Here is a 13,199-nt window from a genome sequence, read left to right on the forward strand (position 1 = left end):
TCAGCTGCGTCTACAAGCATGGGGTGGATTCACGGTGGGCGTTTGGTTGCCTAAGACCGGGGTCGAATTAGAATGCAACCTCGCAGTGATCGAGTCTGCGCCTGAGATTATAAAAACGCGTTGAACTGAATTGAAAAACGACATGCTGTGCGAGAGGACGTCCTTCAGATCGGCATACGGACCGTGCTTTTTGAGCCGTGCTGGACCTAACTCTTATTTTTCCGTCAGTTTTACGCTGTGCAGTGGATCTGCAAAGAGCCAATTCTTGTTAATTCACATCAATGGCCGCATCTGATTCTCTGTACGGTGATTTTCAAAGGGCGTTGCACCGTCACGCAGTGATCTCGCCGTCAAGCTTGCATATGCGCCCATCCAGCGTACGAAGGTAGTCCCACAAACCATCCAGTAGACGACGAAAGCGTGCCGTCAAACCGTTATCCGCATCTTCTAGCCAGTATGGTATTGCGCGACGCAGCATCAGCAATTCCTTCGGTGCAACGAGACCGCACTCGGCGACAAGCCCACGGATCTGATTGGCTTTGGCCGTCCGCTGTTCGATTAAGCCGGCCCGGATGATATCCTGTTGCTCGATCGTTTTGATGGCGACGAGGCGACGCGGGATTTTTCCTGACGGTGGTGTATGAGTTGCTGAAGAAGGATGCCGGGGCGCAGTTGCGGGGTTCTACTAGGACGTGAGTGGAGTTTGGTCTGCTAGAAGCTCGGTTAGGTGCAAGGTTTAGATGCTTTCGTGGTGCTCCGCAGCTCCTACGACTGCCTCCCTCTTTATGTGCAAAGGAATGGATCGAGCTGTATGGGACTGCAACTGAACTCTGAGCAAACTGCGGCGCTCGACACCGGCATAGGCAAGCGTACGGCGAAGTTATCTACCTTACGGCGTGCGATGAAGTTCATGGGCGACTGTTACCATGTGGAACGGCAAGTATTTTCCTTATTATCGAGGGGAAGCAGTACCTTTTTCATATTTTTGGTGGGCAATTTAACGGTTCTGCCTGCGGCGCTGATTTGCAGATTGTTGGCATTACGCAGCGCTTTCCAGAACGCTGGAAAGATGGAGGAGCAGGCGTCGCAGTTGGTTTCAAAGGGGTTGCTGTAGTGGATGCCGTCAACGATCACGTCGAAGTCTGCGCCTGAAGTATCTTTGGATGAGTACTCTTGGCCTGCAATGCTCGCGTAAGCTCTGACGTCGCCTTCGTCCTCATCTTCACCAGGACAGGTGATGTTCAGCGTATTGCCATTGCCGTCATCGACCGAGCTCTCTGTATTACCTTGAGCCCAGCCCGATGTCCATTCGTAAGTTCCAGCCCATGCGGTATTGATTGTCATCCCGCCAAGGACTAAGGCCAATAAAAATTTCTTGTTCATGCAGACGTTTCCTTCTGGCTAGTAGGTGGAGTTGTGGTGGTTGGAAAGGAGGGCTGGAAAATCAACCTATTGAGCTGATTTTCCAGCGGTCATGGACGGGGATCCCTTACGGTCAAGAGAAACTCATCTTCCTCTTCAGTTCTGCACCGATCAAAGCTATATCGAGATCTTTGCCTGGGTTTTTTTCGCAGAAGTCAGTCAGTACAGCGATATATCTAGCACCCAATGCTTTTGTCAATGCGGCCGCAGTCGTTGCTGCAATAACACCGCCAACGACAGTTCCTACTCCCGGAATCATTTTCAGGAGTCCGGTTACTAGCACTCTCCCCACCACGGTTACTGCACCTGAACCAACAGCGGACATTACCAACGTTGTCAAAGCGCTGGTGCTGACATCCATACCGAACGTGACGCCAACTTTTGCCAGCATTCCTACCTGAATCGGAACCAGCAAAATGGCATCGGAGAACGGAATCGGCGAGGCAGCGGCTACTGCTGCAAGCGTGCTAGCGGCCAAAACTTCTTTTCCGGCCTGTTCAATCTTGATTTTCATCGACGATTGATGCCGCGAGTTAAGGGCGTTAGCAAATGCGCGCTTTTTTGCTTCAGGTATTAGCCCCGCTGTCTCGGTAATCAAAGCGTTGATGTTTTTTTCTTTAAATTTATAAAGTTCACCGTCGTCATCCTCAAACTCCCCAGCGAGTGCTCTTACCTGTACGAAAGCAGTCGCAGCGTTCAGGTCTTTCTTGACCTTGGTGATAAAATCATTTTCCTTGCCAAACATGCTCTGGGTAATCACCACAATGACCGGTATCGACAGTTTTTTGAGCATATTGCACAACTCTATTTCAGCATCTTCGACTCGATTGCTACTTTCCTGAATACACAGCCATGCCGCATGAATATGCTTGTTTTCGTCACCGCTGATGGAGCGTTTTTTGATGAAAAACTCAAGGTCGGCGGAGATTTTTTGGTAGTCCTTAAGCTCCATGCCTTTGCTATCGATGATGGTTAGCGGATGGCCTTCCTTCGTGATTTCTTCAATTTGTTGCGTCACCGGTTTACCAGAGCCAGTTTTTGCAAGCTCGCCACGGAATACGCAGTTGATCAGCGTGCTTTTTCCAACGCCGGTTTTTCCTGCAACGATGATGTTGATGTTTCCTACGCCCTCTATGACGTTAAGAATCGCTTCCTCGAGAGCGTCCGTTATTGTTGCAGTATCGCTGCGCATGGTTTGCAAGCCTTTTCGATTAGATATCGATGAACTGTGGCGAAGGTGCTCTCTTATGCCCAGTAAAGTCCCTGAACTTTCCGGCAGCACCTGATTTTTAAGCGAGTAAAGTCGCTAGGTTATAACTTTTGATCTATTGCCTTGGATGTCGGCACATTGGTTGAATTCTTTACTGTATATTAAAAAACTAGAAAGAATACGTGAAGTTTCCATGGTCAGTTTCAACTGAAACTTCTTTCACAGTACATCCATATACCGATATTGTTCGCCGCTCACCAAACACTAAGTCTGCTGGCAGGCTTGGGCCCATACCCATGCAACTTCCTCGATTTATCTTAAGGCCTTTAATTGTTACTTTGTCAGTAATGGCTTGTAAGTAAACGTCAGGGAGGCCCATGCTCTGGCCAAGAGATACTTCAATGGGTGAGGTTTCGCTCCGGCCACACGCAGAAATCAGCGCGAACGCGGCGAGCAATGAGGCGTTGGTTAGAAGTTTCATTCGAGATCCTTAAGGGAGATAATAATAGTTTAGATGGCTGTATCGAAAACTACATTTAGTTTGCTGGCGTCAGACAAACAACGTAAGTGCCCAACCGGCTATCCACACGATAAAGTACGCCAAGTTTTTGATTCAGCATCTTGGCGCGTTGGTACAGATAGACCGGTACGATAAATGCCCAGCTCTTGAAGCGGCTGGTGTCGTGCCCAGTTTGCTTCAGGCGCATTTCATCGAATAGAGACAATGAGATGTTCAGGATCAGGCTGACGTACCAGTAACGGTTGTCTGCCAAGGCGTGATTCAATTGCGCCCCACTGTTACCCATCAAGCTGGCGACAAACGCCTCCAGCAGATAACCGATGATAGGTGCGAAAGCCAGCAGCCAGGCGAGGGTGTTGCTGACACCAGCTCCTGTTAGTGGCGGTGGTGAGAGCACTGCCAGGTGGTGTCCTAGTTCCATCTTTTCGATCCGTACCCAGCCTGGCATTCCGTTCCTCCAGACCAAGCCGCCATAGATCAGCTTGCCGTTCTGAATGAGCGCAGATGATCTGCTGCGTATCCATCCCTCTTTTACGTTCGCCTTTTTCTTCGTAAAACCATTGGTAACTGCCTTTCATTTCCAGCATGAAAAATTCCTTTTTTTTACTGCGGGTATAAATGAATGACAAGCAACCTTTAAGGGTGATTTTCAACCTTTTGAGTTCTTCATGTCAATGAGGCGATGCCCAACCATCTAGGTCGAGATGGGGGGCGTTGTGAAAGAGACTGATCAGAAGTATTTGGCGGGTGTGGTGGGCCGTGCGATTGCCAAGCAACGCATTCGCAGTGGCTTGACGCAGGAGGAAGTGGCCGAGCGTCTGGGAATCGGCAACGAAGCCGTTTCCCGCATTGAGCGCGGTATCGTGATTCCCAACATTGGGCGCTTGCTGGAGTTCGCAGGAATTTTTGACTGCGAAGCGGCAGAACTGTTGACCGAGGCGAGTTCGCGTCCGGACGACCAGGCCAACCGGATCAGTCGGTTATTAATCCCTCTGAATCATGATGATCGACAGCTGATCCTCGATCTGGTTGAGCGCCTGGCCGAACGCCTAGGAAAGGCATGATTGGGCTGTGGTGCTTTCAGGTATTGGCGTTCTGATCGAACTTGGCCCCACAGCGTAAGCAGAGATAGTCATAGTGGCTGAACTGATATTTCTGCACGTCCCTGGCAAAGGCCGTCATGGCGGTGTAGCCAGATGTCGCGCTGGAAACGCTCTCGCCGATCAGGTCAAGCAACTGCATGAGCAGGCTTTCATGTTTGATTTCCGAGTCGACTCCAGAGTCCTGGATGTGTGCCTGGCGAACGCCGAGCAGAAAGCTATCTATGGTTCCGATGAGCAGGACGGCCGCGTTGGCGGCCTCCTTGGACAGTACAGCCTTGGACTCGCAGATCAGGCAGCATAGGGGCATGGTGGAGCTCCGTGAAAGGGTTAACCACTGAGATAACGCATTGCACGAGGGAGGCGTGAGCCTCCCTTTATGCTGTGAACTCTTCAGGCCACCAGTTGCAGGGCGGAGTTGAGCGCTCGTTGTTTGATAGCGGCACCTTGGCCGAACCAGGCGGTGTCCATGCGGTATTCGTTGCTGCGGGCGCGGCGCTCGTGGTCGACATACTCGGTGACCGCGTTGAGCAAGCCCCAAGCCGTACCATTGGCCGCTTCCAGTTCCGCCCCTCGACCATGACCGTCATACATACTCAGCACCTTGGTTAAGGCTCGTTCATTCGAGGTGCCGGTCCGCTCTGGGTTACCCGTTTGGGTCTCACACAGCACGCTCAGTAGATAGTCCTTTGCTTCATGGGCTTTCACTGGACGTGCGGCGAGTGTGCGCATGCGGTACATGAAGTCGTCCCACTGGGAAACGGTGATGCCCAACTGCTGTTTAACGGCTTGTGGGTTGAAACGGGTGCTGTGCGGGACCTTGATCGCCTGGCTGGCGCCATTGACCGCAATCGTCAGGGTGTTGTTGCAGACCACGCGAATGGTGGTCGGTGTTGCCGTGGTAGCCAACGTACCGTCACAGGAAGTTGCCAGCAGCAAATAGCCATTCACCACGTCATTGCCTTTGAGGGCGGTCGACTGTCCGGTCCGCGCCAGCGCCCAGAGTTTGCGCCCGCCCTTCAGCACGCCGGCGGTTTCCAGCTCATAACCCGAACGCTCGGTCAGGTCCCGGTAAAACTCTAGGACCTCACGCGGCTGGACCACCTGGTAGCGTTGCGAGACGACTGACAGGGCTTCCTTATTATCCGAACGGTAGAGCACCTTCTGTTCGGGAAACGAATGGATGGTGCAGAGATGGTCGACGGAATCAGCCATGAAGCGCACAGGTGACTCCTGGATCTGCCAGTTCATGCCGGCTTCTTGTTGCCAGACTTCCAGTGGTTGTTTGGGCGAGAGCTGATTGCCCAGGCCATGCCAGGGCGTTGTACCGACGTAAGCCATTTGTTCAACGAGGTGTGCCATGGAGAGCTTCCTTTTCATTTGCGCACGGCGAAGCCGCTGAGTGCTCAGCAGGGATCAGTCGGCGTGCGGGGTGTTGACAGTGAGGGGGTTAGCGATGGATCAGATGGGCAGTGGCAGTGGCAGTGGCAGCGTCAAGCGGGAGATGAGCAGTTCAAGCGGAATGACGGTCGCTAAACGACAGTCCGCAGTCGAGACAAGTGTAATTGTCCAAAACCCGCTCATCGATGACTTCGCCGAGTTTGGCGCCCGCGATGCAGCCGGTCGCCGCACCGGCTAATCCGCCGATGAGGGCGCCGACTTTCCTGGCTAAATCCTTGGTGATGACAGCGGTGGAGTGACAGCGTGGGCATTGAGTGGTCATGTACAGGTTTCCTGCCGAGAGAGTTGGGATGTGAAGTCATTGCACGGGCATAGAGCCCATCAAGCAGGTCGCGTATGCGACCTACCTGAGTGGTGAGCTACTGAGTCTGGGATTGTGATGATTAATGCGGATAGGTACAGGTTCGTAATGTATGACGGAGTTTTTTTTGAGTGCGATTAGTTGACGCCGAATTTCATAGCGTGATAAGGGGTGGGAACAGGCGCTTCGATTAGGACGGTTGCATTAATTGTTCGTCTCAGCGGAGATCGAAATTGGCGCGTGAGGGTTACTAACTTCAAAGTTTGTGAGTGTTTCCAGGTGCTCGCCAAGTAGATTCCAAGCGGTGGCCATCTCGGTGGCATAGCTGTGCCGCTGATAGATTCGTTTCATTTTGTTATCTTCAGTCCCGGAACTTCACCGTAATGCGCCGTTATAGAGTCGACGATAGAATAGTAGTGACACATCCACCGCTTTAGGTCCGAATGCCTGACGGTTAGCAGTTTGAGATCGACGGGAGTACCTCCCCCGGTGTCAGGCGCCTGCGGATCGACTGTTTGCTCGGACTTTCGACCGAACAATCGGTCGCGCAACAACTTGATCTGTTCTTTCAGATCGACGATCTGGCCCTTGTCTACTTGACGCTCACCGAGCATTTGCACAAGCATTTGCTTGAGCAGAACCGGATCATCAGGAAGGCTATCAGGCATCAAATTGTCGGGTAGCCCCAGATCATTACTGATCCGGGGCCCCCTTAGAACCGTACGTGCGAGTTTCCCCGCATACGGCTCAAGCTTACGAAAGCCAGTCTATTACTGGCCGGTCACGCGGAAGGTGGTTTTTGCAAACCGCTATGCTTAAGTGGCTCCTTGAATCCCTGCTTGTGGCACTGTAAGTGGCAGTCGGGATGGAGCAGTACACGGTTATTTAGTTTATCCGGGCCGCCATCCACCCGCCTGACAACGTGGTGATCGTGCCAGCCGGTATCCTTGCTGATGGCATGCCCGCATAAAGCACATTTACCCTGTTGCCGCCTGAAAAGACTCAGTACCTGCCGCCGATACCGGAGCTTATGTAGCATCCGTTGAACCCTTAATGCTTCCCACTTGAACTCCTGTTCTGCATCGTACGGCTGATACGCACCCGGCAAGCGCTTGTGACGAACGATTACGGTATCCGCCAGCATGTATAGCTGGCGAAACTTCACTGTCCCGTCGATCCCCTTTACTGGGTATACAAATGCCCGGTGAATTCCGGAACAGTAATATCGTCGTTTAAGCCAACCAACAGACTTCCTCGGATGCCGACGCTTTGCCCACCTCAAGATCCGCCAGAAGATAAGGTTGTCCAGCTTGTTAAAGGTGGCTTTCGCCACAACCGGGGAGTGATATTGCGCCCACCCTCGCAGCACTGGGTTCAGTCGCCCCATCAGTGCGCCCTGAGTAAGGGTTCCGCTGTTTTTTATAATATCTCGCACTTTCCGATAGAACGTTGAAACATTCTTCTTAGCAGGCTTGATAAACAGCTTTGTCTTTCTGTGCGGCGACTTCGGGACGTACTTCCTAAAATTCCACCCAAGAAAATCAAAGCCTTGATGGATGTGTGCGATGCGCGTTTTTTCTTGCGATAATGCAACCCCTCGTACAGACAGAAATTGCTCTATCCAAGGCTTGATTTCGTTTTCAAGCAACTCTTTCGAGTTTGCCAAAACCACAAAGTCATCTGCATAGCGCACAACCTGAACCTTGGTTTTCTTCGCTTCTATGGTGCCAAAGCGTTTTTTCAAGTGATCTTTCAGCAAAAGCTCCAAACCATTCAAGGTGGCGTTTGCCAGACAGGGAGAGATGATACCGCCCTGTGGCGTGCCTGCCTCCGTAGCAACAAATTGCCCCCGGTCAACAACCCCGGTTTTCAGCCATTTGCGCAGTATCGTCTTATCCATTGGGATATTTTGACAAAGCCAATCATGGCTGATGTTATCGAAAAAACCTTTGATGTCCCCTTCCAGAATCCAGACAGGGGCTACTTGGGCGGCCAGCAAATGAAACAGCTCTACCATTGCGTCGGCCGTCGAGCGATCCGGTCGGAAGCCGTAGCTTCGGGGGTCGCTCTGGCTCTCTACAACAGGTTCAATTGCCAGCAGATGAAGCGCTTGCATGGCCCGATCCAACATCGTGGGAATTCCGAGTGGGCGTTTCTCCTGTTTACCAGGTTTCGGTATCCATACCCGCCTCAACGGTTTAGAACAGTAACCCCGCTTGATCGATAGACACATCACCCCTCGAAGTTTGGCTTGGGGCGTCTCCCACGTTTCGCCATCGACCCCCGGCGTCCTGCGACCCCGGTTCTCCGTGACTCGCCGCACAGCTAAGCATCGCCCATGAAACGAGTGAGTCAGCATGCGTTGCAGGCGCTTCACCTTTCGCCAGTCGGCCTTCCTTGTTGCCTGCGCAATTTTCAACTGTGTTTTCCGAACAGAGGTTTGAATTCTGGCCCAATCGAGACCGTACCAATTCATAGCCCCATCCGAGGACGCAGACGTAACCGAAGTCGGTGGTTGCGTATTCATACAGTCCTGCTCGAAGTTAGAAACTGTTTGCACAGGATCTCTTAGCGTGTACCCGTGCCAACTTCATAGTTCGACGGAATCAACAGTTGTATTTGCGCTCGTAAACCAGATGCACGTCAGCCAGGGTTGCCCCTGCCGGTAATGTTGAAACCGGTATGCCATCCGTTACAGACGGCCCTTTGCTTTTTGCATCCTCCTATTCCCCACACTCATCAACGTCCCTTGCGGAAAGTCTGCCTTGCCGATGTGGCTGGTAAGGCAAGTGGTCGGGATTGCCACGTTCCCTGAATCGCATCAATTCCCCGTTTAGGCTTCGTCTATCCCCCGGCAGCGCTTCTAGTACCGCATCCCATTACATGACAGGAATGGCTGGCTGCAATGCCATTTTGGCTGGGGCCGATAATTGCCGTAGGCCCGTCAATCCTTACGAGGGTTCTGTCGACGATTCACATATGTTAGCCATGCGGGTTGGGTCACTAGTCCCCGTACTACCGTGCAATTCGGTTGTGCTGCGCATCCCGTTACCGGGTTGCACTCTCTTGCGGGAGGGACATTGTTGATCGGGCTTCACACCCCAAGATTGGCTCCTGACGCATGCCGATCTAGTGAACTGACGGATACACGTCAGGCTCGTTACTCCAGAAAGCGGAGTTGAGCAATGAGATCCAGAGCTTACGACTCGTGTTTGACTGCTAACCTATTGAAGTTAAACAGTTGAACACGCGATCTCGTGTCGCACCATGCCGCGGATTATAACCTTTAGGCGACAAATCTTGGAGTCAAAACCTGATGGGGGCGGTTACGCCACAGATCAAAACCGTCGAGTAACCAGTTCAATTCCTGGACGCTAAACACGATGGCCTCGTCAGTGATGTCGGGTGATGTTTTGAAACTTTCGGACTCCAGGCGCTTGAGCCAAAGGCAAAAACCGTTGCGCTCCCAGTAGAGTATTTTCACTCGATTACGGGGGCGATTCAGAAAGACGAAGAGTACAGGGTCGAACACGGCGACTTTGATATCCAGTTCGACCAGAGCGGCCAGGCCGTCGATTGACTTTCGAAAGTCCACCGGCTTTGGGTAGAGGTACACTTTTTCAACTTTGGCGTCGGGTCGCATCATGACGGTGCTGGCTCCAGAGAGAGATCGGGAGCACAGCGTCAGCGATCAGAGTGTGGCTTTGAATGTGGGGTTTATGGCGCGGTTACAACAAATTGAACTGAGTCGGCGCATAAGATCAGCCACGATCAGTCAGCGCGACGGTCGTCGGGCGCGAGTGATTTTGCTGGCCGCTCAAGGTTGTTCTCGTAACGAGATTGCCCAGTTGACCGGTCTCTCGGTTGTTTCAGTTACACGCTGGTGCAAGCGTTTTCAAGAGCTGCGTCTGCAAGGTCTGGTGGATCTGCCCGGACGAGGTCGCAAGCCATCCTTGCCGGCCGAAGCGTTTAAGCGAGTCATTGAGCAAGTGGTTCAACCGCGTATCGGTCAACCTCGCTGGAGCTGTCGAAGCATGGCGCGAGTCGCCGGTATTTCACCGGCCAGCGTCCAGCGCATATGGGCCGCCAACGACATAAAGCCGCACCTGACACGCACCTTCAAACTGTCCAAAGATCCAAAGATCCAAACTTCCAAGAGAAATTCTGGGACGTCATTGGGCTGTATCTGGGGTCATGCCGAGATAAGGGAAAATTAGGACATTAGACCTATAGCAGCATGATTTAATTAGCTTTTTATGGATCTGCGTAATTGCATCTCACTTGACCACCTAATTGCATCGCCACTGACCAGTCATTTGCATTCGCGCTGACCAGCTGTTTGCAGTTGATGGGTGTCAGCGGGTGCCACTCAGGGTGAGTACGTCAGCCAAGCACTGAAGGACTGCAACCGACCCAGGCTGTGTGAAAACGCCAGTGATTGTCTAACCTTCTGGTCATCTAGATCGTATCGGGGGCGATCATGAAGCGATTCATTGAGGGTGAGACTCGGACGCAGGTGACGCTGCTGCCGGAGTGTCTGGACGATTACGTAGCCGAAGAAAATCCAGTGCGCGTGGTCGATGTTTTCGTCGATGAACTCGACCTGGGCGCACTTGGTTTTGAGGGTGTCGCTCCTGTTGCAACGGGTCGTCCGGCCTACCACCCAGCGGTGTTGCTTAAGTTCTATATCTACGGCTACCTCAATCGGATTCAGTCCAGCCGCCGGCTTGAGCGTGAGGCCGAGCGCAACGTTGAGTTGATGTGGCTAACGGGGCGTTTGGCTCCGGACTTTAAAACCATTGCCGACTTTCGCAAAGACAACGGCAAAGCCATTCGCAGCGTATGCCGCCAGTTCGTAGTTCTTTGCCGCAACCTCAATCTCTTCTCTCAGTCGATCATCGCCATCGACGGTAGCAAATTCAAAGCCGTCAATAATCGCGACCGCAACTTCACTCAGGGCAAGGTGAAGGCACGTATGCAGCAGATCGAGCAGAGCATTGATCGATATCTAGCGGCGATGGATTCGGCGGATCGGGCAACGCCCGAAGTGGCCGAGGCCAAAGCAGAGCGGCTTAAAGAAAAGATAGAAACACTGAAAAAGCAGATGCAGAAACTCAAGGAAATCGAGGCGCAACTCCATGAAAGTCTAGACCAGCAGATCTCCCTCACAGACCCAGATGCACGCTCAATGGCCACGAGCGGCCGAGGCACCGGAACGGTTGGCTACAACGTACAAACAGCTGTCGACGACAAACACCATCTGATCGTTGCCCATGAGGTGACCAACGTTGGTAATGATCGTGGGCAACTGAGCAACATGGCGAACCAGGCGCGTGAAGAAATCGAGGCCGAATCGCTAACGGTGGTGGCCGACCGAGGCTATTACAAAGGTCTGGAAATCCTTGCTTGCGAGCAAGCCGGCATCACTGCCTTCGTACCGAAACCCCTCACATCAGGCAGCAAAGCCGAAGGCAGATTCGGCAAACAGGATTTCATATATCTTATTGCGTCGGACGAGTATCAATGCCCTGCGGGGCAGTTACTAACCAAGCGGCATTCGTCGATGGAAGACGGCATGTTATTGCATTGTTACTACTTCTCGGGCTGCCAGTCCTGCTCAATGCAAAAGCAATGTCCTACGGGTAAGGAGCGCCGAGTGAAGCGCTGGGAACATGAGGCTGTAGTCGACGCGATGCAGGTTCGGCTAGAACATGATCCAGCGATGATGAGGGTTCGTCGACAGACCGTTGAACATCCTTTTGGAACGCTCAAGTACTGGATGGGAAGTACCCACTTCCTGACCAAAACCCTGCCCAGGGTGAGCACTGAGATGAGCCTTCATGTGCTCGCCTACAACCTCAAACGAATGATGAACATCTTCGGCATCGCAGGACTGCTTGAAGCGATCAGGGCGTGAAACCAACTGCTTGATCGTCCGTGAGTGGCTGTTTGTGCCGCTGACGCGGCCCAAACAGCATTACGAACGCCTATGTAGCTGACTAGGGCAATTCACGCTTTCGCCTGCTGGTTTCGTAGGTAACGCACAAAATTCTCAGCTCTCGACGTATTCAGTGCGTTTTCACACAGCCTGGACCCGAAGCAGCCTATGGCAACAGGCAGGTATCACTGGCGCACCTCTCCCGCATTGCTCAGCGAATGTCTGCGCGCGCTACCCACAGGTACGACAGCGCGAACAGGCTGAGTAGTAGCGAGGTGTTCTTCGCCAGGCCCCAGAAGAGGACCGCGCTGTAAGCAAACTGACAATTGATCACCCGCAGCGGGTGCTCGGTCTTGGCCTTTAGCTTCGCCTTGGCCATCAAGAGTGTACACAAAGCCCCGATATGAGGGTTGCGGACATTACTCAGCAGGACACGCGTTCAAGGTGCCCCCAGCGCCGAATGATCTGCTTGGTCAGGTCGCCTAACTCTGCGGCGACCAGATCTGGCACGGGCATCTCGAATGCCGGTAGCAGTGCGTTGTGCGGTCGGGTCAGTAGTGCGCCATGGCAACCCGCAGCTTGCGCCCCAGCCGTATCCCAAAGATGACAAGCGACCAGGAGCAAGTCCGCCATCTCGACATTCAACTCCCGGGCAACCAGTTGATAGGTTTCCGGGGCGGGCTTGAATTTGCCCACAGCCTCGACACTGAAGCTGCGCTCAAAGAACTCAGACAACCCGGCACGCTCAAGTGCCGAAGGTGATGAACCGCTCGCCGAGTTGCTCAGAGTCACCAGCCGAAAGCCTGCATTACGCAAGCTGTTGAGCGCCGGCAGTACATCCGGGTGCGCGGGCATAGTGCTCATCCGTGCCTGCAGTTCATCCATGTCGCTAGCGTCGAGCGTGGTGTCATGGATAGATGCGAGCATGCGCAGGGTGCCTACGGCCAGCTCGCCAAATGGGCTGTAGCGCCCGCACAGGGTCATGGTTTGCGAGTAGAGAATCAGCTGCGCGAACCACTCGCGCAAAACGGCTCGATCACCAAATACACGCTCGAACAGCGGTCCGAGCGTGGTGATATCGAGCAGGGTTTCATTCACGTCGAAAACGATGATCGGGGCGAACCTGTGCTCTGCCATGAAGAACCTCTTTTTCGTGATGCTGCACGCTTCTGCGCACACGCTGTTTTCGTTGGAGGCGCCCTAACGTGCTAGATACCGGCCTGGGCAAATACCCGCAAAAAGTCTTC

General features: G+C 53.1%; 12 protein-coding genes and 3 pseudogenes. 4 read left to right on the forward strand and 11 right to left on the reverse strand.

Annotated elements, in window-relative coordinates; all coding sequences use genetic code 11:
- Nucleotides 1–4 precede the first annotated feature (4 nt).
- The gene (locus tag RHM55_RS26100; RefSeq protein WP_416152034.1) at nucleotides 5–124 is read left to right on the forward strand and encodes a hypothetical protein; all 120 of its coding nucleotides are present in this window, start codon (nucleotides 5–7) and stop codon (nucleotides 122–124) included.
- A 797-nt stretch (nucleotides 125–921) separates the two neighbouring features.
- Here the strand turns inward: RHM55_RS26100 and RHM55_RS24400 are convergent.
- The 3 genes from RHM55_RS24400 to RHM55_RS24410 form a co-directional block, all read right to left on the reverse strand.
- Nucleotides 922–1,383 carry a hypothetical protein gene (locus RHM55_RS24400; RefSeq protein ID WP_322178700.1) on the reverse strand — a complete coding sequence of 154 codons (462 nt, stop codon included), beginning with the start codon at nucleotides 1,381–1,383 and terminating at the stop codon, nucleotides 922–924.
- 112 nt (nucleotides 1,384–1,495) lie between these two features.
- On the reverse strand, nucleotides 1,496–2,614 hold the full coding sequence (locus tag RHM55_RS24405; RefSeq protein WP_322178701.1) for a GTPase: 1,119 nt from the start codon (nucleotides 2,612–2,614) through the stop codon (nucleotides 1,496–1,498).
- Nucleotides 2,615–3,168: 554 nt separating this feature from the next.
- The gene (locus RHM55_RS24410) at nucleotides 3,169–3,573 is read right to left on the reverse strand and encodes a DUF4339 domain-containing protein (protein ID WP_322178702.1); all 405 of its coding nucleotides are present in this window, start codon (nucleotides 3,571–3,573) and stop codon (nucleotides 3,169–3,171) included.
- A gap of 295 nt (nucleotides 3,574–3,868) precedes the next feature.
- Between RHM55_RS24410 and RHM55_RS24415 the strand changes: the two genes are divergently transcribed.
- Nucleotides 3,869–4,216, forward strand: a complete 348-nt coding sequence (locus RHM55_RS24415; RefSeq protein ID WP_322178703.1) for a helix-turn-helix transcriptional regulator — start codon at nucleotides 3,869–3,871, stop codon at nucleotides 4,214–4,216.
- Between the two features lie 16 nt (nucleotides 4,217–4,232).
- Here RHM55_RS24415 and RHM55_RS24420 read toward each other — a convergent pair whose 3' ends face one another.
- The 6 genes and pseudogenes from RHM55_RS24420 to tnpB all read right to left on the reverse strand — a co-directional run bounded on the left by RHM55_RS24420 (nucleotide 4,233) and on the right by tnpB (nucleotide 9,660).
- Entirely contained in the window at nucleotides 4,233–4,562 is a 330-nt protein-coding gene (locus RHM55_RS24420; protein WP_322178704.1) for a hypothetical protein, read from the reverse strand.
- A gap of 83 nt (nucleotides 4,563–4,645) precedes the next feature.
- Nucleotides 4,646–5,614, reverse strand: a complete 969-nt coding sequence (locus RHM55_RS24425) for a DUF932 domain-containing protein (RefSeq protein ID WP_322178705.1) — start codon at nucleotides 5,612–5,614, stop codon at nucleotides 4,646–4,648.
- Nucleotides 5,615–5,765: 151 nt separating this feature from the next.
- Entirely contained in the window at nucleotides 5,766–5,975 is a 210-nt protein-coding gene (locus RHM55_RS24430; protein WP_322178706.1) for a hypothetical protein, read from the reverse strand.
- Nucleotides 5,976–6,508: 533 nt separating this feature from the next.
- Nucleotides 6,509–6,682 (reverse strand): annotated as a pseudogene (locus RHM55_RS24435) (transposase domain-containing protein); the annotation flags it as partial.
- A 113-nt stretch (nucleotides 6,683–6,795) separates the two neighbouring features.
- Nucleotides 6,796–8,541, reverse strand: a complete 1,746-nt coding sequence (gene ltrA, locus RHM55_RS24440; RefSeq protein WP_322178707.1) for a group II intron reverse transcriptase/maturase — start codon at nucleotides 8,539–8,541, stop codon at nucleotides 6,796–6,798.
- Nucleotides 8,542–9,300: 759 nt separating this feature from the next.
- Complete coding sequence (gene tnpB / locus RHM55_RS24445; protein WP_322178708.1) at nucleotides 9,301–9,660, reverse strand: IS66 family insertion sequence element accessory protein TnpB; 360 nt, start codon at nucleotides 9,658–9,660, stop codon at nucleotides 9,301–9,303.
- 73 nt (nucleotides 9,661–9,733) lie between these two features.
- On the opposite strand from tnpB, the pseudogene RHM55_RS24450 reads away from it, so the two are divergent.
- Both RHM55_RS24450 and RHM55_RS24455 read left to right on the forward strand, forming a co-directional pair.
- A pseudogene (locus RHM55_RS24450) lies at nucleotides 9,734–10,203 on the forward strand (helix-turn-helix domain-containing protein); the annotation flags it as partial.
- 291 nt (nucleotides 10,204–10,494) lie between these two features.
- Nucleotides 10,495–11,931: an IS1182 family transposase gene (locus tag RHM55_RS24455; protein WP_322178709.1), complete on the forward strand. Its 1,437-nt coding sequence runs from the start codon at nucleotides 10,495–10,497 to the stop codon at nucleotides 11,929–11,931.
- A gap of 206 nt (nucleotides 11,932–12,137) precedes the next feature.
- Here the strand turns inward: RHM55_RS24455 and RHM55_RS24460 are convergent.
- Nucleotides 12,138–12,328, reverse strand: a pseudogene (locus tag RHM55_RS24460) (IS5/IS1182 family transposase); the annotation flags it as partial.
- A 47-nt stretch (nucleotides 12,329–12,375) separates the two neighbouring features.
- The gene (locus tag RHM55_RS24465; RefSeq protein ID WP_322178710.1) at nucleotides 12,376–13,089 is read right to left on the reverse strand and encodes a haloacid dehalogenase type II; all 714 of its coding nucleotides are present in this window, start codon (nucleotides 13,087–13,089) and stop codon (nucleotides 12,376–12,378) included.
- Between the last annotated feature and the right edge of the window lie 110 nt (nucleotides 13,090–13,199).

It is taken from the genome of Pseudomonas sp. MH9.2 (assembly GCF_034353875.1).
In the GTDB taxonomy this organism is placed as follows: domain Bacteria; phylum Pseudomonadota; class Gammaproteobacteria; order Pseudomonadales; family Pseudomonadaceae; genus Aquipseudomonas.